Source organism: Paraburkholderia sp. J41, from assembly GCF_905220235.1.
Taxonomy (GTDB): Bacteria; Pseudomonadota; Gammaproteobacteria; order Burkholderiales; family Burkholderiaceae; genus Paraburkholderia.
The window spans coordinates 18,882-36,623 of record NZ_CAJMZE010000047.1; the positions used below are offsets into that span (position 1 = coordinate 18,882).

Genomic DNA, 17,742 nt, shown 5'->3' on the forward strand with positions numbered 1-17,742 from the left:
TTTAGGCGCGGTTTTCGGCGTAATTTCGGCGCGGAAATCGCTACTGCGGCGCGGGAGGCGACTTCCGCGCCGTTTTTCGTGCCCGCGATTGTTCCATCGTTGCAACGATCCGTCATCGGCGGGGGCCTTTTTCGCGGCGTCGCAAAAAAACACAATGCCTTCACTCGCGCAACGAAGCCCATGTAGCGCTAACGAGATCCGAAGGAGTCACCATGACCACGATTCTGCAAATCAATTCCGCCGCGCGCTCGCAAGGCGCCCAATCGACGCTGCTCGTCAATGAATTGACGGAACGTCTGCAACAATCGAATCCGGGCGCGCAAGTCGTCACGCGCAACCTGCAAGCCGATCCGCTGCCGCACCTCGACGACGCCGTGCTCGGCGCGTTCTTCACGCCCGCCGAACAACGCTCGCCCGAGCAGCAAGCCATCGCCGCGCGCAGCGAAGCGCTGATCGCCGAACTGCAAGCCGCCGACATCGTCGTGATCGGCGCGCCGCTCTACAACTTCGGCATCTCGTCGCAGCTCAAGACGTATTTCGACTGGATCGCGCGCGCGGGCATCACGTTCCGCTACGGCGCGAACGGCGCCGAAGGCCTCGTGACGGGCAAGAAGGTGTACGTGGTTTCGGCGCGCGGCGGCAAGTATCAGGGCACGCCGCACGACAGCCAGACGCCGTACCTGAAGTCGTTCCTCGGCTTCCTCGGCATGACGGACGTGAACTTCATCTATGCCGAAGGCCTGAACATGGGCCCGGACGCAGCCAGCGCGGCGCTCGCCAGCGCGCGCGAAGCGATCGCGGCGGCGTAAGTTTTCGCCGGTTTCTGCGGTCGATTATTTCGGCCGATTGCTGCGGTTTGCCGCCGCCGCAAAACAAAACGCCACGAAAGCCATTTCGTGGCGTTTTTGTTTCCGTCGCCCGCCCCGCGCTTGACGCGAGCTTGCGAGCGACGTCGATCAGGCGAGCACCACGCCTTCCTCGGGCAAGCGCCAGTCGATCGGCGTTTTGCCGTGCGCTTTCAGATACGCATTCGCTTGAACGAAGTGCCCGCTGCCGAGAAAGCCGCGATGCGCCGACAGCGGCGACGGATGCGGCGCTTCGAGCACGCAATGGGCGCCCGAAAGCAGCGCGCGCTTGTTCTGCGCGTGCGCGCCCCAAAGCATGAACACGAGATGCTCGTGGCGCGCGGCCAGTTCGCGGATCAGCGTATCCGTACACTGTTCCCAGCCGCGCTTCGCGTGGCTCGCCGCATTGGCGCGCTCGACCGTCAACACGGTGTTGAGCAGCAGCACGCCCTGACGAGCCCACGCGTCGAGACAGCCGTGCGCGGGCGCCGCAATGCCGAGGCTCGACGAAATTTCCTTGAAGATGTTGCGCAGCGAGGGCGGCGGCCGCACGCCGGGCGGCACCGAAAAGGCGAGACCGTGCGCCTGCGGCGTGCCGCGATCCTCGCCGTGATACGGGTCCTGGCCGAGAATGACCACCTTCACGTCGTCGGGCGAAGTGAGGCGCAGCGCGCGGAACACGTCGGCGGGATAGACCGTTTTGCCGGCGGCGCGCTCCTCGTCGACGAAGCGGCACAGCGGCGCGTAGGCGTCGCTCGCCATGAACGGCGCGAGCGTGTCGCGCCAGGCGGCGGGCAACGCTTCGAACTGGGTTTCGAGGCGTTCGATGTTGCGAGGGGCAGCGGTGGACGACTTCGCGGACGACCCCGTGGACGGCTTTGCGGAAGAAGCGGCAGGCGAGGATTTCGGCATGGCTTGAGCGGTTTCGCTGGCGATTTCCCGTGCCAACACGGGCGCAGACGCGGAAGTAGACGCAGACGCAGAGGCAGACGCAGAAGCGGGAACGGGATAATCGTCGGCGTCGAACAGCGAAAAGATCGTGATCTGACGCGGATCGACTTCGGGAGCGTCCGGCGCGTCGAGTGCGACTTGCGCCGTGTCGGCGGCCAGCGTGTCGTCGAACAGCGACGCCTGCACCGGCATGCGGGCGCGCGGGGATTTCGTGGTGGTCATGGGCGGCAAGTGTCGCAGCAAACGCGCGCCGATTCAACGTGCGGCGGGCGTTTCGGGCATGGCCGGCTCATGTTGCAACTAACAGCGGGTTTTGCACGCGGCGCTGCGGCGATGCGTGGGGGGCTTCGGCGGGCGTCGCCGCAAGTCGTATTCGGCCGGCGCGGTGCGGCGTTGGTGCGGGTTCGCTCGGCTCGGTGTGACTCGGCTCGTCCGCTCGGCTCGGCTCGGCTCGCCCGGCTCGACCCGACTCGGCTCGACCCGACTCGGCTCGACTCGCTCGGCTCGACTCGCTCGGCTCGCTCGGCTCGGCTCGCTCGGCTCGCCCGACTCGCCCGACTCGCTCGGCGGCGCTGTCGGCCAATCGTCAGGCTTCGCGCAACCGATATCCGCGCTGCGCCTTGCTCACGTCGTCGGGTGTGAGGCCAGGCAGCGCCCGCGCGAGTTCGGCCGCGAGCGTGTGCAGCGCGGCTTCGTCGCCGTCCTTGAGTTCGAGTTCGATTTCGCAGATCGGCGCACGGCGCGTTTCGGGATTCGCGCCGTTCACCTCCGCCACGACTTCGCCCAGATCGACCGACGCCTCAACGCGCGCGCCATCCACATCGAACGTCCACAGCGTGCGCGTGAAATCGGTGCGAAAGAGCGGAATCAGGTCCGTAGCCGCGCCCGAAAGCGCCGTGGCAACTCCGGCTTCGTCGCACTCATGCAGCAATCGGCCGATTTCGAGCGCCTCGCCCGCCACCGGCATTTCCCATTCGTGCCGCTCGTGCAAACCGTTCTTCGCCACGCCCACGCTCTTGAACGTTTGCAGCCAGCCGTCCGGCGTGCGGCGCAGCCGCAGCGCGCTTTTGGCGCGCGCGAGCGCGAGCGCCGGCGTGTCGAAGTAAACGTTCTCCAGATGCACGTCGCGGCCGGGCGCGCCGGCGCGCGTCTCGAACCAGCGCAGCGCCGCATCCACCTGATCGCGCGGCAGCGCGAGCTTGATTTCGCGTTCGATCGCCATGACGTCGCCCCTTGCCGTTCAGAAGAACATGCGGGCGAGTTCCGCGCCCGGTTGCTCGGCGCGCATGAACGCCTCGCCCACGAGGAACGTGTGTACGGCCAGCGCGCGCATTTTTTCCACGTCGCCGCGCGAGAGAATGCCCGACTCGGTCACGACGATGCGGTCCTCCGGCACGTCGTCGAGCATGCCGATGGTGGTTTGCAGCGACGTCTCGAACGTGCGCAGATTGCGATTGTTGATGCCGATGAGCGGCGTCTTGAGCGTGAGCGCATGCGCAAGTTCCTCGCGGTCGTGTACTTCCACGAGCACCGCGAGCCCGAGCGAATGCGCGAGCGCTTCGAGCTCGCGCATCTGGCCCGGTTCGAGCGCGGCGGCGATCAGCAGGATCGCGTCGGCGCCCATCGCGCGCGCTTCGACGATCTGGTACGGATCGACGATGAAATCCTTGCGCAGCACCGGCAGGCTGCACGCGGCGCGCGCGGCTTCCAGATACGCGGCGCTGCCCTTGAAGAACTGCACGTCGGTGAGCACGGAAAGGCAGGCCGCGCCGCCTTCGGCGTACGAGCGCGCGATTTGCGCGGGCTCGAAATTCTCGCGCAGCACGCCTTTCGACGGGCTGGCCTTCTTCACTTCGGCGATCACGGCCGCCTGACCGTTGTCGTGCTTCGCGCGAATCGCGCCCACGAAGTCGCGCAAGTCGCGCGCGCTCGCTTGCAGACGCAGTTCTTCGAGCGGCGCGCTTTGCAGCGCCGCGCGCACTTCGTCGCGCTTCACGGCAATGATTTTTTCGAGGATGTCGCTCATGGCTTTAACGGAATTCGGACTAAAAACGGTGTGGGATCAACGCGATATCAGCGTTTGAACTGTTGCGTGAAGCGTACCAGTTCGTCGACCTTGGCGCGCGCGCGGCCGCTGGCAAGCGTTTCGCGCGCAAGCACGATGCCGTCGGCGATCGAACTCGCGACGTTCGCGCAGTAGAGCGCCGTGCCCGCGTTGAGCGCGACGATCTCGCGCGCCGTGCCCGCTTCGTTGGCGAGCGCGCCGAGCAGCATTGCTTTCGATTGCTCGGCGTTTTCCACCTTGAGCGAACGGTTCGACACCATTTGCAGGCCGAAATCCTCGGGATGAATTTCGTATTCGCGAATCTCGCCGTTTTTGAGTTCGCCGACGAGCGTGGCCGCGCCCAGCGACACCTCGTCCATGCCGTCCTTGCCGTACACCACGCACACGTGCTTTGCGCCCAGGCGCTGCATCACGCGCACCTGAATGCCGACGAGGTCGGGGTGGAACACGCCCATCAACTGATTGGGCGCGCCAGCCGGATTCGTGAGCGGCCCGAGAATGTTGAAGATGGTGCGCACGCCCAGTTCGCGGCGCACGGCCGCGATGTTCTTCATCGCCGGGTGATGGTTGGGCGCGAACATGAAGCCCATGCCCGTTTCGGCGACGGAGGCGGCCACCTGCTCCGGTTGCAGGTCGATGTTCACGCCGAGCGCTTCGAGCACGTCCGCGCTGCCCGACTTGCTGGAAACGCCGCGATTGCCGTGCTTGGCGACCTTCGCGCCCGCCGCCGCCACGACGAACATCGACGCGGTGGAGATGTTGAACGTGTGCGAGCCGTCGCCGCCCGTGCCGACGATGTCGATGAAGTTGGAGTTGTCCTTCACCTCGACGTGATTGGCGAACTCGCGCATCACGGTCGCGGCCGCCGCGATCTCGCCGATGGTTTCCTTCTTCACGCGCAGACCCGTGATGATGGCCGCCGACATCACCGGCGAGAGTTCGCCGCGCATGATCATGCGCATGAGATGCAGCATCTCGTCGTTAAAAATCTCGCGGTGCTCGATCGTGCGTTGCAGCGCTTCTTGCGGGGTGATCATGATCGTGTCTCCGGCTTACGCGGTTTTGGTCTGCTTGAGGAAGTTCTCGAACAGCGCGTGACCGTGCTCCGAGAGAATCGATTCCGGATGGAACTGCACGCCTTCGACGTCGAGCGTCTTGTGGCGCACGCCCATGATCTCGCCGTCCTCGGTCCACGCCGACACTTCGAGGCAGTCGGGCAGCGACTCGCGTTCGATCGCGAGCGAGTGATAGCGCGTGACGTTGAAGTGCTTCGGCAGATCGGCGAACACGCCTTTGCAGTCGGTTTCGATCTGGCTGACCTTGCCGTGCATGATGGTTTTCGCGCGCACGACGCGGCCGCCGAACGCTTCGCCGATCGCCTGATGGCCGAGGCAAACGCCGAGAATCGGCGTCTTGCCCGCGAATTCGCGCAGCACGTCGAGCGTGATGCCCGCATGTTGCGGATTGCTCGGTCCCGGCGAAAGGCAGATGCGCGCGGGATTGAGCTTTCTGATGTCGTCGAGCGTGATTTCGTCGTTGCGATACGTGCGGACGTCCTCGCCGAGTTCGCCGAAGTACTGGACGATGTTGTAGGTAAACGAATCGTAGTTGTCGATCATGAGCAACATGGTCTTGTCTCCGCTCAGAAGTCGCTGTCGAGGCCGTCCTGCACCTGCTCGGCGGCGCGCAGCACGGCGCGCGCCTTGTTTTCCGTCTCTTGCCATTCGGACTCGGGCACCGAATCGGCCACCACGCCGGCGGCGGCCTGCACGTACAGATTGCCGTTGTGGATGAGGCCCGTGCGGATCGCGATCGCCAGATCCATTTCGCCGTTGAACGAGAGATAGCCGACCGCGCCGCCGTAGAGGCCGCGCTTGACCGGTTCGAGTTCGTCGATCAGTTCCATCGCGCGCACCTTCGGCGCACCCGAAAGCGTGCCGGCGGGGAACGTCGCGCGCAGCACGTCGAAGTTGTTCACGCCGGGCTTGAGCTTGCCTTCCACCGAACTCACGATGTGCTGCACGTGCGAGTACTTTTCGATGACCATCTTGTCGGTCACGGCCACCGAGCCGATTTCGGCGATGCGGCCCACGTCGTTGCGCGCGAGGTCGATCAGCATGACGTGCTCGGCGATTTCCTTCGGGTCGTTGAGCAGTTCCGTGGCGAGTTCGGCGTCGCGCTCGGGCGTGTTGCCGCGCGGCCGCGTGCCCGCGAGCGGACGGATCGTCACGATGCGATCCTCGCCGCGCTTTTCCTGGCGCACGAGGATTTCCGGCGACGCACCCACCACGTGAAAGTCGCCGAAGTTGTAGTAGTACATGTACGGCGACGGGTTCAGCGAGCGCAGCGCGCGATACAGCGAAAGCGGATTGTCGCGATACGGCTTCGTGAGGCGCTGGCCCACCTGAACCTGCATCAGTTCGCCCGCCGCGATGTATTCCTTGGCCTTGCGCACGGCGGCGAGGTAATCGTCCTTTTTGAATTCGCGGAAGGTTTCGGTGCGCACGCTCGCGCTCGTGACGGGCGGCTGCACGGTGGTGCGCAGGCGCTGCTTGAGTTCGCGCAGGCGGTGCTTTGCCTTCGTGTACGCTTCGGGCGTTTGCGGATCGGCGTAGACGATCAGGTAGAGCTTGCCCGCGAGGTTGTCGATCACCGCGACTTCCTCGGTCAGCAAAAGCTGGATGTCGGGCAGGCCGAGGTCGTCGGTCGGGCAGGTATCGGCGAGCTTCTTCTCGATATAGCGCACCGCGTCGTAGCCGAAATAGCCCGCGAGGCCCCCGCAAAAGCGCGGCAGACCGGGACGCTGCGCGACCTTGAAGCGCGCCTGGAATTTCGCGATGAATTCGAGCGGATCGCCGCGATCGGTTTCGATCACCTGGCCGTCGCGCACGACTTCCGAAACGCCGTTGCCCGCGCGGATCAGCGAGCGCGCGGGCAGGCCGATGAACGAATAGCGGCCGAATCTTTCGCCGCCCACCACCGATTCGAGCAGGAAGGAGTTCGCGCCGCCGCGTTCGGCCTGCGCGAGCTTCAGATAGAGCGAAAGCGGCGTTTCGAGATCGGCGAGCGCTTCGGCGATCAGCGGGATGCGGTTGTAGCCCTCGTTGGCGAGGGATTGAAATTCGAGTTCGGTCATGTTCCGATCCTTGCGTGCTGCCGTTCGCGGCGTCGGTGCGGCCCGAAGCTTGAGCGGGCGCGGTGCCAGGCGCGATGGCGACTGTTTTTCGAGTGCTTGCGTAGGGTGCTGACGGCGCTGGCGCTCGCTCGTGCGGCCGGCGGCGCAATGAGCGCTTGCCGGGCCGGCGTGCGGGAAGTCGACGGAATTTTGGCGTAGCCGTTCGCGCCTTGGGCGTCTTGTCGCGGGCGACAAAACGCGGCACAAGGTGAGCGAAAGCCAGTGGCCGGATCAGCCGGCGGTTTACCGCAACAGTTTAGAGTCGAGACACGCGCGAGTGCGCAGCGAAGTAAAAAACGGTGCTGAAGACAGGCTTCAGCGAACCTCGGGCGAGGTTAGCGCGACCAGCGACGCCAGGGCCAGGCTCCCCGGTCGATCGTGCTCAGACTCCGTTTTTTATTCAGAAACATGAGGATAGTTGACGTTCAGTTGAGAACTTAAGTCAGATCATTGTGCGCTGCGACCGCCTTGGCGGCGTCGAGCAGCGTGGCAACTATACCATCCGATTCGATTTTTTGTACAGGTTGGCCGTGGTTGTAGCCGTAGGGCACCGTGAGCGTGGCCATGCCGGCCGCGCGGCCCGCGATCGCGTCGTTTTCCGAGTCGCCGATCGCCACCGTTGCCGCGGGTGCGACACCGAGCCGTTCGCAGGCGGTGAGCATCGGCAGCGGATCGGGCTTTTTCCTCGGCAGGCTGTCGCCGCCGAGCACGACTTCGAAATAGTGCGCGAGGCCGTACTGCGCAAGCAGTTCGACGGCGAAGCGGTGCGGCTTGTTGGTCACGCACGCGAGCTTCACGCCCGCCTCGCGCAGCGCGGCGAGACCGGCTTCCACCTCGGGATACAGATGCGTGTAGCGGCCGTTGATCTTCGCGTACTCGTCCTGGTAGAGCGCGAGCGCTTCGTCGAAGCGCGCTTGCGCGTCCTGCGCGGCGAAGCGCGGCGCGAGCACGCTGCGGATCAGATGCTCCGAGCCCTTGCCGACATAGCCCATCACTTCCTCGCGCGAGGTTTCCTCGGCGTCCAGTTGCGCGAGCATGCCGTTCAGCCCGGCGGCGAAGTCGTCGGCGGTATCGACCATGGTGCCGTCGAGGTCGATCAGCGCCGCTTCGATGCGCGGCGCCGCGAGCTTGATCGGCGCGCTCATCGGGCGTTGGCCCCGTTCGCCACGGTCGCGAGTTGCGCGCGCATCTCGTCGATCACGGCCTTGTAGTCGGGCTTGCCGAACACGGCCGAGCCCGCGACGAAAGTGTCCGCGCCCGCCGCCGCGATTTCGGCGATATTGTCGATCTTCACGCCGCCGTCCACTTCGAGATGAATCTCGCGGCCCGTGCGCGCGTTGTAGGCGTCGATCTTCGCGCGCGCCTCGCGCAGCTTGTTGAGCGCCTCGGGAATGAAGGACTGGCCGCCGAAGCCCGGATTCACCGACATGATGAGCACGAGGTCGAGCTTGTCCATCACGTGATCGAGATAGTTGAGCGGCGTGGCCGGATTGAACACGAGGCCGGCCTTGCAGCCGTGGTCGCGGATCAGCGAAAGCGTGCGGTCGATGTGATCGGAGCCTTCCGGGTGAAAGCTGATGACGTTCGCGCCGGCCTTCGCGAAGTCGGGCACGATGCGGTCGACCGGGCGCACCATCAGATGCACGTCGATGGGAACGTCCACGTGCGGGCGGATCGCTTCGCACACGAGCGGGCCGATCGTGAGGTTCGGCACGTAATGGTTGTCCATCACGTCGAAGTGAATCCAGTCGGCGCCGGCGGCGACCACGTTGCGCACTTCCTCGCCGAGACGCGAGAAGTCGGCGGAAAGAATGCTGGGAGCGATGCGGAATTGCGTCATGGCGGCGATCGGAAAACTGTCGGAAAACGGTATTTTACCGTCAGGAAGGGAAGCCGCCGGGTTGCGGGTGCTGCGCGCATGAAGCAGAATGCGAAACCATGCGCCGCACCGTTGGGCGCGCCCGCAAGCCTTGCCGCGCGGGCGTTCGAAGTCGAACGAACCGTCAAAACCGTCAATCGACCCGGCGCGCACGCCGGCGCCATTGGACCGATCTGGAACGAGGATGAGCCAGTACGAATTCAGCGTGACGTCGCAGGTGCGCTACCTGCCCGAAGAATCGGACCCGGAGCATCGCAAATATGCGTTCGCTTACACGCTGACGATTCGCAACACCGGCCAGGTCGCCGCGCAACTGATCGCGCGCCACTGGATCATTACCGACAGCGACGAGCACGTTCAGGAAGTGAAAGGCCTGGGCGTGGTCGGCCATCAGCCGCTGCTCAAACCCGGCGAACAATTCGAGTACACGAGTTGGGCCGTGATCGCGACGCCCGTGGGCACGATGCGCGGCGCGTATTTTTGCGTGGCCGAAGACGCCGAGCGTTTCGAGGCGCCGGTTGCCGAATTCGTGCTGCGCATGCCGCGCACGCTCCACTGAGCGCCAGCGGTTCGCCGGCGCGTGTTGCAGGGAGCGGTTGAACGCTTGCGCGATTTCGGGGTCTGCTAGTCCTGACGCCGCTCGTCGCGCGGGGCGCGCTTTTTCCTGCCCGACGCGGTCCACACAACGATGAAAATCAACAGGAACAGCGCAAGGAGCGCCTCCAGCCCAAACATGAGCATCGGGTATTCGTCTAGCAGATCTGACATGGCGGCATCCATCGAGAGCCAATATTGTAGGCGCGAATTCGCGCACGAAACGGCCGCGATGCCGGGAATCACAGGCTGGCGCGGCACCTTGCGGCGCGTGGGCGCCTGGGCGGCCACGGTGGCGTGCGCGGCGCTCGTGGCCGCTTGCGGCGGCCCCAGCTACGTGCGCACCACGCCGCCCAAGGGTGCGCCTTCGCTGCCTTCGCAACTCGCCGCGCAACGCTTGACGCCCGTCGCATGGCGGCAGGTGCCGGGCTGGCAGGACGATTCGCTGATCGGCGTGACGGCCGCGTTGCGCGCGAACTGCACGCGTCTCGCGCGCGATGCGCGCTGGCAGCGCGCGTGCGCGGCAGCCTCGCAACTCGACGATCTCGACGCGTCGAGCGCGCGCGTTTTCTTCGAAACGTATTTCACGCCCTATCAATTCGCCAACACCGACGGCACGCTGGACGGCCTCGTGACCGGCTATTACGAGCCGCTGCTGCATGGCTCGCGCACGCGGCACGGCATTTACCAGACCGCGCTTTACCGCTGGCCGGCCGGTTATCGCGCCGGCGCGCCGCTGCCCGCGCGCGCCCAGCTCGAACGCTCGGGCGTGCTGAGCGGCAACGAACTTGTCTGGGTCGACGATCCGATCGAGGCATTCTTCCTTCAGGTGCAGGGCTCGGGGCGCATCGTGATGGAGGACGGCAGCGTGATGCGGCTGGGCTTTGGCGGCACCAACAATCAGCCGTACAAGTCGATTGGGCGCTGGCTGCTCGATCGCGGCGAACTCACGCCCGCGCAGGCGACCATGCAAGGCATCAAGGCGTGGGCGCGCGCGAATCCGACGCGCGTGGATACGCTGCTCGACGTCAATCCGCGCTTCGTGTTCTTCCGCGAAATGCCGTCCGGCGAAAGCGGCGCGCAAGGCGGCGCCGACGGCCCGATCGGCGCGCTCGGCGTGCCGCTTACGCCGGAGCGCTCGATTGCCGTCGATCCTTCGTCGATTCCGCTCGGCACGCCCGTGTTTCTCCAGACCACGCGTCCGCTCACGAACACGCCGCTCAACCGGCTCGTGTTCGCGCAGGACACGGGCTCGGCGATCAAGGGCGGCGTGCGCGCCGACTACTTCTGGGGCCTCGGCGACGACGCGGGCGATCTCGCCGGCAAGATGAAGCAGGGCGGCCGCATGTGGCTGCTGTTTCCGAACTCGTGACGTTTCTCGGACACGTTTCGCGGGCACGTTTTCCGCTGATGTAAAAAGCCGGCGTTTGCCGGCTTTTTATTGCGCTCGTGGGATCGCCGCGCTTTTTGCTGCGGCTTCCTTCGCTCGCTTTGGCCGGTTCCGATCCGGTCCGGTAGCTTCCTACTTCGGGCGCTTGTCGATCACGCGGCGCGCCTTGCCCACGGAGCGCTCGATGCCGTTCACGTCGAGCACGTTCACCTGCGCCGTTACGCCGATCAGCGCCTTGATGTCGTACGCGAGCGCCTTGCTGGCGGCGTCGAGCGCGCCATAGTCGGGCGCGCTTTCCGGGCACGGTTCGCAGTTGAGCGTCATGACGTCGAGCGGGCCTTCCTTCGTCAGCACGATCTGATAATGCGGCGCGAGCGCCGGTTGCTTGAGCAGCAATTCCTCGATCTGCGTGGGGAACACGTTCACGCCGCGAATGATCAGCATGTCGTCCGAGCGGCCCGTGATCTTTTCCATCCGGCGCATGGTGCGCGCGCTGCCGGGCAAAAGACGCGTGAGGTCGCGTGTGCGATACCGGACAATGGGCAGCGCTTCCTTCGTGAGCGAGGTGAAAACCAGTTCGCCGAATTCGCCGTCCGGCAGCACTTCGCCGGTATCGGGGTCGATGATCTCGGGATAGAAGTGGTCTTCCCAGATCGTCGGGCTGTCTTTCGTTTCGGCGCATTCGGAAGCCACGCCCGGCCCCATCACTTCGGAAAGACCGTAGATGTCGACCGCCGTGATGCCCATGCGATGCTCGATGGCCGCACGCATGTCGTTGGTCCACGGCTCCGCGCCGAAGATGCCGATGCGCAGCGACGATGACGCCGGGTCGATGCCCTGGCGCTCCATTTCGTCGGCGATGGCGAGCATGTAGCTCGGCGTGACCATGATGATGTCGGGGCGGAAATCCTGGATCAGTTGCACCTGCTTTTCGGTCTGGCCGCCGCCGAACGGAATGACCGTGAGACCCGCGCGCTCCGCGCCGTAATGGGCGCCGAGGCCGCCTGTGAAAAGCCCATAGCCGTAGCTGATGTGTACCTTGTCGCCGCGCCGGGCGCCTGCCGCACGCACCGAACGCGCAACGAGATTCGCCCAGGTGTCGATGTCGCGCGCCGTGTAGCCCACGACGGTCGGTTTGCCCGTCGTGCCCGACGACGCATGAATGCGCGAAATCTGGTCCTGCGGCACGGCAAACATGCCGAACGGATAGCTGTCGCGCAGATCCTTTTTCGTGGTGAAGGGAAAGCGCGCGAGATCGGCGAGTGTTTCGAGCTGCGACGGATGCACGCCCGCTTCGTCGAACTTGCGCCGGTAGACCGGCGAATTCTCGTAGGCGTGCGTGAGCGACCATTTGAGGCGCTGGAGTTGCAGTGCCGCGAGTTCGTCGCGGCTCGCCGTTTCGATAGGGTCGAGCGGCAGCGTGGTGGTCATGCTTGTCTCCTGAATCGTAATAACCTGGCCCGTGACGCCGAAGCGCTTACGCGGTCGCGCCTGGAATGACGTTGCCGCGAATCTGCGCGGATTTGCCCCGGAACATCGCGACGGTCTCGCCCGCGCGGTTCGTGACGCGGATGTCGTACACGCCGTTGCGGCCCGACAGGACCTGCTCGACGGCTTCGGCGGTCAGCACTTCGTCGCGCGAAACGGGGCGCAGGAATTCGATCGAACAGCCTGCGGCGACGGCATTGACGTTGTACGAGTTGCACGCGAACGCGAAGGCCGAATCGGCCAGCGAAAAGATCATGCCGCCGTGGCAAGTCTGATGGCCGTTGAGGAATTCGGGCCGCACGGCCATGCGCAGGCGCGCATAACCGGCGCGCACTTCGAGCAGTTCCATGCCGAGCGCGCGCGTGCAGCCGTCGTTGTCGTACATGGCCTGCGCGGCGGCGCGCGCGAGGTCGTCGGGCGACATGTTCGCCAACGATGCCGCGGCCAACGGCGTATCGGCCGAAGACGAGGCGGATTGAATTTGCGTGGCTTGAGGGGCTTGCGTCGGCATTTCAGCGGCCCTCGAATCGCGGTGCGCGCTTTTCGATGAAGGCCTGCACGCCTTCCGCATAATCGTGCGAGGCGCCCAGTTCGCGTTGCAGATCGCGCTCGAGGTCGAGTTGCTGGTCGAGCGTGTTTGACGCCGATGCGCGCAGTGCGTTGCGCGTCGCGACGATCGCGCGCGTGGGTTGCTGGGCGAGCCTGGCAGCGAATGCGGCGGCGGTTGGCGCGAGATCGGCGTCTTCGGTGACTTGCCAGACGAGGCCCCAGCTTTCGGCCTTTTCCGCGCTGAGCTTGTCGCCCGTGAGCGCGAGGCCGAGCGCGCGCTGCATGCCGGCACGCTTGGGCAGGAACCAGGTGCCGCCCGAATCGGGCACGAGACCGATCTTCACGAAAGCCTGAATGAAGTTCGCCGAGCGCGCGGCGAGCACGAGATCGCAGGCAAATGCGAGATTCGCGCCGGCGCCCGCGGCGGTGCCGTTGACGGCGGCGATCACGGGCATCGGCAGCGCTTGCAGCCGTTTGACGAGCGGATTGAAATGCTCGTCGATCAGCGCGCCGAGGTCGCTCGTCGCGCCTGGGGTGACGTCGAGATCGGCGAGATCCTGGCCCGCGCAGAAGCCGCGACCGGCGCCGGTCAGCACGAGCGCGCGCGCCTGCGCCGCCGTGACTTCGTCGAGCGCGGCGGCCAGTTCGCGGTGCATCGCACGCGTGAAGCTGTTGAGCTTGTCCGGGCGGTTGAGCGTGATCGTGGCCACGCGCGTGGCGGTGTCGATTTCGACGCGGATCGCATCGTAGGGCATCGTTCTCTCCGTTTTGCGTTCGTCTCTCGGTCGCGGGCGTGGCGTTGGCCGGGCTGTCCTTACGCGGCAACGCGCTCGATGGCGAGCGCAATGCCCTGACCGACGCCGATACACATCGTGCACAGCGCGAAGCGGCCTTGCGTGCGCTCGAGCTGGTAGAGCGCCGTGGTGACGAGCCGCGCGCCGGATGCGCCCAGCGGATGACCGAGCGCGATCGCACCGCCGTTCGGGTTCACGCGCGCGTCGTCGTCGGCAATGCCGAGCTGGCGCAGCACGGCGAGACCTTGCGAGGCGAAGGCTTCGTTTAGCTCGATCACGTCGAACTGGTCGATCGTCATGCCGAGTTGCTTGAGCAGCTTTTGCGTGGCGGGCGCGGGGCCGATGCCCATGATGCGCGGCGCGACGCCGGCCGTGGCCATGCCGAGCACGCGCGCGCGGCGGCGCAGGCCGTATTGCGCGGCGGCCTCTTCGTTGGCGAGTAACAGCGCGCACGCGCCGTCGTTGACGCCCGACGCGTTGCCCGCCGTAACCGTGCCGTCGGGCTTGACGATGCCCTTGAGCTTGCCGAGCGCCTCTAGCGAAGTTTCGCGCGGGTGTTCGTCGAGCGTGACGCGCACGGGGTCGCCTTTCTTCTGCGCGACTTCGACCGCGACGATCTCCTGCGCGAGCGTGCCGTCTTTCTGTGCGCGCGCCGCCTTCTGCTGGCTGCGCAGCGCGAACGCGTCCTGATCGGCGCGGCTCACGTTGTAATCGACGGCGACGTTTTCCGCCGTTTCGGGCATCGAATCGACGCCGTATTGCTGCTTCATCAGTTTGTTGACGAAGCGCCAGCCGATGGTCGTGTCGAAGATGGCGGCATCGCGCGAGAACGCGGCATTCGCCTTGCCCATGACGAAGGGCGCGCGCGTCATGCTCTCCACGCCGCCCGCGATCATGAGGCGTGCTTCACCGGCTTTGATTGCGCGTGCGGCGCTGCCCACGGCATCGAGGCCCGATCCGCACAGGCGGTTGAGCGTGGCGCCCGGCGCTTCGGTCGGCAAACCGGCGAGCAGTGCGGCCATGCGCGCGACGTTGCGGTTGTCTTCGCCGGCCTGATTCGCGCAGCCGTAAATCAGGTCGTCAAGCGCGCGCCAATCCACGCCGGCGTTGCGTTCGACGAGCGCGCGAATGGGCACGGCGGCGAGGTCGTCCGCGCGGACGTCCTTGAGGGCGCCGCCGTAGCGGCCGAACGGAGTGCGAACCGTGTCGCAGATATAGGCTTCGGTCATCTCGGATTCCTGGGACGCGAGCGCGAAATTGCGCTCACGTCTTCATGCTAGGGGGACGGGGAGTCGGGCGCCATTCGGCCAAACGGCATAGACCGTTCAGCCGACTGCAACGGGCGCCGCTTTCGGTTCAATATGAACGCGGCTCTGAACCACGCGGAAGCGGTTCGCCACGAAGGCGGCGTCGGCAAGCGCGGCGTTCGCGGCGGGGTTCGCGCCGGTGCCGTGGAAGTCCGAGAAGGCCGCCGACTGGTTCACGAACACGCCGCCCGTCAGGTTGATCGAGAGCGCTACGCCGCCCGTGATGGCCGCTTCATGCGCGGCGTCGATCACGGAATCGTCGGTGCTGTAGACCGAGAGCGTGAGCGCGCCATGGTCGCGTGCGGTCTCGCCTGCGAGCTTGAGCGACTGCGCGGTGGAGTCGGTGGCGATCACAAACGAGATCGGGCCGAACCATTCGCGCGTGAATTGCGCGGCGTCGCGGGCCGCGTCGAGCGAGAGCACGAGCGGCGTGCGAACGCGCGCGGCGGGAAATTGCGGGTGCGCGAGCATCTGGCTTTCGGCGAGCACGGGGCCGAGCTTGCGTGCTTCGTCGATGCGTGCGGTAACGCCGTCGTTCTGGATCGCGCCCAGCACTTCGACGGCGCGCGCCGGATCGGCGACGAACTTTTGCACGGCGCCTGCAATCGCCTGCGCGACTGCGTCGAAGCTCATCGGGCCTTCGGCGGTGCGAATGCCGTCGCGGGGCACATAGATGTTCTGCGGCGCGGTGCACATCTGGCCCGAATAGAGCGAGAGCGAGAAGGCAATGTTGCGCGCGGCGCTTTTCAGATCGTCAACGGAGTCGATCACGATCTGGTTCACGCCGGCTTTTTCGGTGTAGACCTGCGCCTGGTGTGCGTGGCGCTCGAGCCAGTCGCCGTTTTGCGTGCTGCCGGTGAAGTCGATCAGCTTGATTTCGGGGCGCAGCGCGAGTTGCTGGACGAGCGCGCCGTCATTGGGATCGGTCGCCAGCAGCGTAACGACGTTCGGGTCGAAACCGGCTTCGCGCAGCACGTCGCGCGCGATGCGCACGGTGATCGCGAGCGGCAGGATCGCGCCCGGATGCGGCTTGACGATCACCGTGTTGCCGGTGGCGAGATCGGCGAAGAGGCCGGGGTAGCCGTTCCACGTCGGAAACGTGCAGCAGCCGAGCACGAGGCCAGTGCCGCGCGGCACGATCGTGAAGCGCTTTTGCATAGCGAGCGGCGGATTTTTGCCCTGCGGCTTTTCCCAGTGCGCGTCGGCGGGAATGCGGCGCAACTGGTCGTAGGCGTAGGCAACGGCTTCGAGCGCGCGGTCTTGCGCGTGCGGGCCGCCCGCCTGAAACGCCATCATGAACGCCTGGCCGGTGGTGTGCATCACGCTGAAGGCGATCTCGAAGCTCGCGCGGTTGAGGCGTTCGAGAATTTCGAGGCTCACGCCGGCCCACGCTTTCGGCCCGGCCGCGCGCCAGCTTCGCTGCGCGTTCTGCGCGGCCTCGATCAACTGATCGGGCGTCGATTTCGGGTAGCGGGCGCCAAGCTGGAAGCCGAACGGCGAGGTCTCGCTGCCGACGGTCTCGCCGGTCGCGGGCTGATCGAGTTCGAAGGTCCGGTCGAGATGCGCCTTGAACGCGGCTTCGCCGTCCGCACTGGCGGTTTCCCCGTACACTTTGGGGCTAGGCATTTCGGCGAACGGGCTCCAGTAGCCGCGGGTCTCGATGGCGGCGAGCGCTTTTTGCAGCGTGCCCTCATGTTTGGCGAACAACGGATGTGTCATGGCTCGACGTGATTAGTGAGGTTGGATGAGGCCCGCGCCAATTAATTGACCGACCGGTTGGTTGGCAAATGTTAGCATTAGTCAAACTTTGGCGTGAAAAAATTTTGTGAAGGCTTTCTTTGGAGATAAGGAGGACGTATGGGGTACGAAAACATCCTGGTCGAAACACGCGGCAAAGTCGGCTTGATCACCCTGAATCGCCCGAAGGCGCTCAACGCGCTCAACGACGCGCTGATGGACGAACTAGGCGCGGCGCTCAAGGCGTTCGATGCCGACGAGGGCGTGGGCGCGATCGTCATCACCGGAAGCGAGAAGGCATTCGCGGCGGGCGCGGACATCGGCATGATGGCGACCTACACGTTCATGGACGTCTACAAGGGCGACTACATTACGCGCAACTGGGAGACGATCCGTTCGATCCGCAAGCCGATCATCGCGGCGGTCGCGGGCTTCGCGCTGGGCGGCGGGTGCGAGTTGGCCATGATGTGCGACATGATCTTCGCCGCCGACACGGCGAAGTTCGGCCAGCCGGAAATCAAGCTCGGCGTGATTCCGGGCGCGGGCGGCACGCAGCGTTTGCCGCGCGCGGTTTCGAAGGCGAAGGCGATGGATCTTTGCCTCACCGCTCGCATGATGGGCGCCGAAGAGGCCGAGCGTGCCGGGCTGGTTTCGCGCGTGATCGCGGCGGCGGATCTGCTCGACGAGACGATCGCGGCCGCGACCACGATCTGCGAATACTCGTTGCCCGCGGTGATGATGGCGAAGGAGGCGGTGAACCGCGCGTACGAAACGACATTGGCCGAGGGCGTGCATTTCGAGCGCCGGCTATTTCATTCGCTGTTCGCGACCGAAGATCAGAAGGAAGGCATGGCGGCGTTCGTCGAGAAACGTAAGCCGGCGTTCAAGAACCGATGAGATCGGGCGGTGCGAGGGAGTGGGAAGCTGCAATCGGATTTTATTTTGCGCCCCCCTTGCGCGGCGGCGTC

At 65.6% G+C, this 17,742-nt stretch carries 17 protein-coding genes; 4 read left to right on the forward strand and 13 right to left on the reverse strand.

Features of this window, described 5'->3' with window-relative positions:
* Positions 1 to 212: 212 nt before the first annotated feature.
* Positions 213 to 809, forward strand: a complete 597-nt coding sequence (locus tag U5805_RS29095; protein ID WP_322106945.1) for an FMN-dependent NADH-azoreductase — start codon at positions 213 to 215, stop codon at positions 807 to 809.
* Between the two features lie 147 nt (positions 810 to 956).
* Here the strand turns inward: U5805_RS29095 and U5805_RS29100 are convergent, their stop codons facing one another.
* The 8 genes from U5805_RS29100 to rpe all read right to left on the reverse strand — a co-directional run bounded on the left by U5805_RS29100 (position 957) and on the right by rpe (position 8,876).
* Positions 957 to 2,018: a uracil-DNA glycosylase gene (locus U5805_RS29100; RefSeq protein ID WP_415914686.1), complete on the reverse strand. Its 1,062-nt coding sequence runs from the start codon at positions 2,016 to 2,018 to the stop codon at positions 957 to 959.
* 364 nt (positions 2,019 to 2,382) lie between these two features.
* A complete protein-coding gene (locus U5805_RS29105) occupies positions 2,383 to 3,018 on the reverse strand; it encodes a CYTH domain-containing protein (protein WP_322106946.1) in 636 nt (211 codons plus the stop codon).
* A gap of 18 nt (positions 3,019 to 3,036) precedes the next feature.
* Positions 3,037 to 3,822 (reverse strand): indole-3-glycerol phosphate synthase TrpC, encoded by a 786-nt coding sequence (gene trpC, locus U5805_RS29110; protein ID WP_322106947.1) that lies wholly within the window; start codon positions 3,820 to 3,822, stop codon positions 3,037 to 3,039.
* A gap of 47 nt (positions 3,823 to 3,869) precedes the next feature.
* Positions 3,870 to 4,901, reverse strand: coding sequence for an anthranilate phosphoribosyltransferase (gene trpD / locus U5805_RS29115; RefSeq protein WP_322106961.1), 1,032 nt, complete (start codon positions 4,899 to 4,901; stop codon positions 3,870 to 3,872).
* A 12-nt stretch (positions 4,902 to 4,913) separates the two neighbouring features.
* On the reverse strand, positions 4,914 to 5,489 hold the full coding sequence (locus U5805_RS29120; RefSeq protein WP_322106948.1) for an aminodeoxychorismate/anthranilate synthase component II: 576 nt from the start codon (positions 5,487 to 5,489) through the stop codon (positions 4,914 to 4,916).
* Positions 5,490 to 5,503: 14 nt separating this feature from the next.
* Entirely contained in the window at positions 5,504 to 6,997 is a 1,494-nt protein-coding gene (trpE, locus tag U5805_RS29125) for an anthranilate synthase component I (protein ID WP_322106949.1), read from the reverse strand.
* Between the two features lie 476 nt (positions 6,998 to 7,473).
* Positions 7,474 to 8,181 (reverse strand): phosphoglycolate phosphatase, encoded by a 708-nt coding sequence (locus tag U5805_RS29130; RefSeq protein ID WP_322106950.1) that lies wholly within the window; start codon positions 8,179 to 8,181, stop codon positions 7,474 to 7,476.
* A complete protein-coding gene (gene rpe, locus U5805_RS29135; RefSeq protein WP_322106951.1) occupies positions 8,178 to 8,876 on the reverse strand; it encodes a ribulose-phosphate 3-epimerase in 699 nt (232 codons plus the stop codon). Before rpe ends, U5805_RS29130 begins: the two co-directional genes overlap by 4 nt.
* A gap of 223 nt (positions 8,877 to 9,099) precedes the next feature.
* Here rpe and apaG point away from each other — a divergent pair, with 223 nt between their 5' ends.
* Both apaG and U5805_RS29145 read left to right on the forward strand, forming a co-directional pair.
* Positions 9,100 to 9,474, forward strand: a complete 375-nt coding sequence (gene apaG / locus U5805_RS29140) for a Co2+/Mg2+ efflux protein ApaG (protein ID WP_322106952.1) — start codon at positions 9,100 to 9,102, stop codon at positions 9,472 to 9,474.
* A 129-nt stretch (positions 9,475 to 9,603) separates the two neighbouring features.
* Positions 9,604 to 10,881, forward strand: coding sequence for a murein transglycosylase A (locus tag U5805_RS29145; protein ID WP_322106953.1), 1,278 nt, complete (start codon positions 9,604 to 9,606; stop codon positions 10,879 to 10,881).
* A 150-nt stretch (positions 10,882 to 11,031) separates the two neighbouring features.
* Here U5805_RS29145 and paaK read toward each other — a convergent pair whose 3' ends face one another.
* From paaK to paaN, 5 genes are all read right to left on the reverse strand, one after another.
* On the reverse strand, positions 11,032 to 12,330 hold the full coding sequence (paaK, locus tag U5805_RS29150) for a phenylacetate--CoA ligase PaaK (protein ID WP_322106954.1): 1,299 nt from the start codon (positions 12,328 to 12,330) through the stop codon (positions 11,032 to 11,034).
* A 46-nt stretch (positions 12,331 to 12,376) separates the two neighbouring features.
* Positions 12,377 to 12,811, reverse strand: coding sequence for a hydroxyphenylacetyl-CoA thioesterase PaaI (paaI, locus tag U5805_RS29155; protein WP_322106955.1), 435 nt, complete (start codon positions 12,809 to 12,811; stop codon positions 12,377 to 12,379).
* Between the two features lie 88 nt (positions 12,812 to 12,899).
* A complete protein-coding gene (paaG, locus tag U5805_RS29160; protein WP_322106956.1) occupies positions 12,900 to 13,691 on the reverse strand; it encodes a 2-(1,2-epoxy-1,2-dihydrophenyl)acetyl-CoA isomerase PaaG in 792 nt (263 codons plus the stop codon).
* A 59-nt stretch (positions 13,692 to 13,750) separates the two neighbouring features.
* Positions 13,751 to 14,959 (reverse strand): 3-oxoadipyl-CoA thiolase, encoded by a 1,209-nt coding sequence (gene pcaF / locus U5805_RS29165; protein ID WP_322106957.1) that lies wholly within the window; start codon positions 14,957 to 14,959, stop codon positions 13,751 to 13,753.
* 96 nt (positions 14,960 to 15,055) lie between these two features.
* Positions 15,056 to 16,756 carry a phenylacetic acid degradation protein PaaN gene (gene paaN / locus U5805_RS29170; RefSeq protein WP_322106958.1) on the reverse strand — a complete coding sequence of 567 codons (1,701 nt, stop codon included), beginning with the start codon at positions 16,754 to 16,756 and terminating at the stop codon, positions 15,056 to 15,058.
* A 138-nt stretch (positions 16,757 to 16,894) separates the two neighbouring features.
* Here paaN and U5805_RS29175 point away from each other — a divergent pair, with 138 nt between their 5' ends.
* A complete protein-coding gene (locus U5805_RS29175) occupies positions 16,895 to 17,671 on the forward strand; it encodes an enoyl-CoA hydratase (protein ID WP_322106959.1) in 777 nt (258 codons plus the stop codon).
* Positions 17,672 to 17,742 lie beyond the last annotated feature (71 nt).

Coding starts and splice junctions, on each gene's coding strand:
- U5805_RS29095 (WP_322106945.1), top strand. CDS start 213: ATGACCACGATTCTGCAAATCAATTCCGCCGCGCGCTCGCAAGGCGCC.
- U5805_RS29100 (WP_415914686.1), bottom strand. CDS start 2,018: ATGACCACCACGAAATCCCCGCGCGCCCGCATGCCGGTGCAGGCGTCG.
- U5805_RS29105 (WP_322106946.1), bottom strand. CDS start 3,018: ATGGCGATCGAACGCGAAATCAAGCTCGCGCTGCCGCGCGATCAGGTG.
- trpC (WP_322106947.1), bottom strand. CDS start 3,822: ATGAGCGACATCCTCGAAAAAATCATTGCCGTGAAGCGCGACGAAGTG.
- U5805_RS29120 (WP_322106948.1), bottom strand. CDS start 5,489: ATGTTGCTCATGATCGACAACTACGATTCGTTTACCTACAACATCGTC.
- trpE (WP_322106949.1), bottom strand. CDS start 6,997: ATGACCGAACTCGAATTTCAATCCCTCGCCAACGAGGGCTACAACCGC.
- U5805_RS29130 (WP_322106950.1), bottom strand. CDS start 8,181: ATGAGCGCGCCGATCAAGCTCGCGGCGCCGCGCATCGAAGCGGCGCTG.
- rpe (WP_322106951.1), bottom strand. CDS start 8,876: ATGACGCAATTCCGCATCGCTCCCAGCATTCTTTCCGCCGACTTCTCG.
- apaG (WP_322106952.1), top strand. CDS start 9,100: ATGAGCCAGTACGAATTCAGCGTGACGTCGCAGGTGCGCTACCTGCCC.
- U5805_RS29145 (WP_322106953.1), top strand. CDS start 9,604: ATGAAAATCAACAGGAACAGCGCAAGGAGCGCCTCCAGCCCAAACATG.
- paaK (WP_322106954.1), bottom strand. CDS start 12,330: ATGACCACCACGCTGCCGCTCGACCCTATCGAAACGGCGAGCCGCGAC.
- paaI (WP_322106955.1), bottom strand. CDS start 12,811: ATGTCGCCCGACGACCTCGCGCGCGCCGCCGCGCAGGCCATGTACGAC.
- paaG (WP_322106956.1), bottom strand. CDS start 13,691: ATGCCCTACGATGCGATCCGCGTCGAAATCGACACCGCCACGCGCGTG.
- pcaF (WP_322106957.1), bottom strand. CDS start 14,959: ATGACCGAAGCCTATATCTGCGACACGGTTCGCACTCCGTTCGGCCGC.
- paaN (WP_322106958.1), bottom strand. CDS start 16,756: ATGACACATCCGTTGTTCGCCAAACATGAGGGCACGCTGCAAAAAGCG.
- U5805_RS29175 (WP_322106959.1), top strand. CDS start 16,895: ATGGGGTACGAAAACATCCTGGTCGAAACACGCGGCAAAGTCGGCTTG.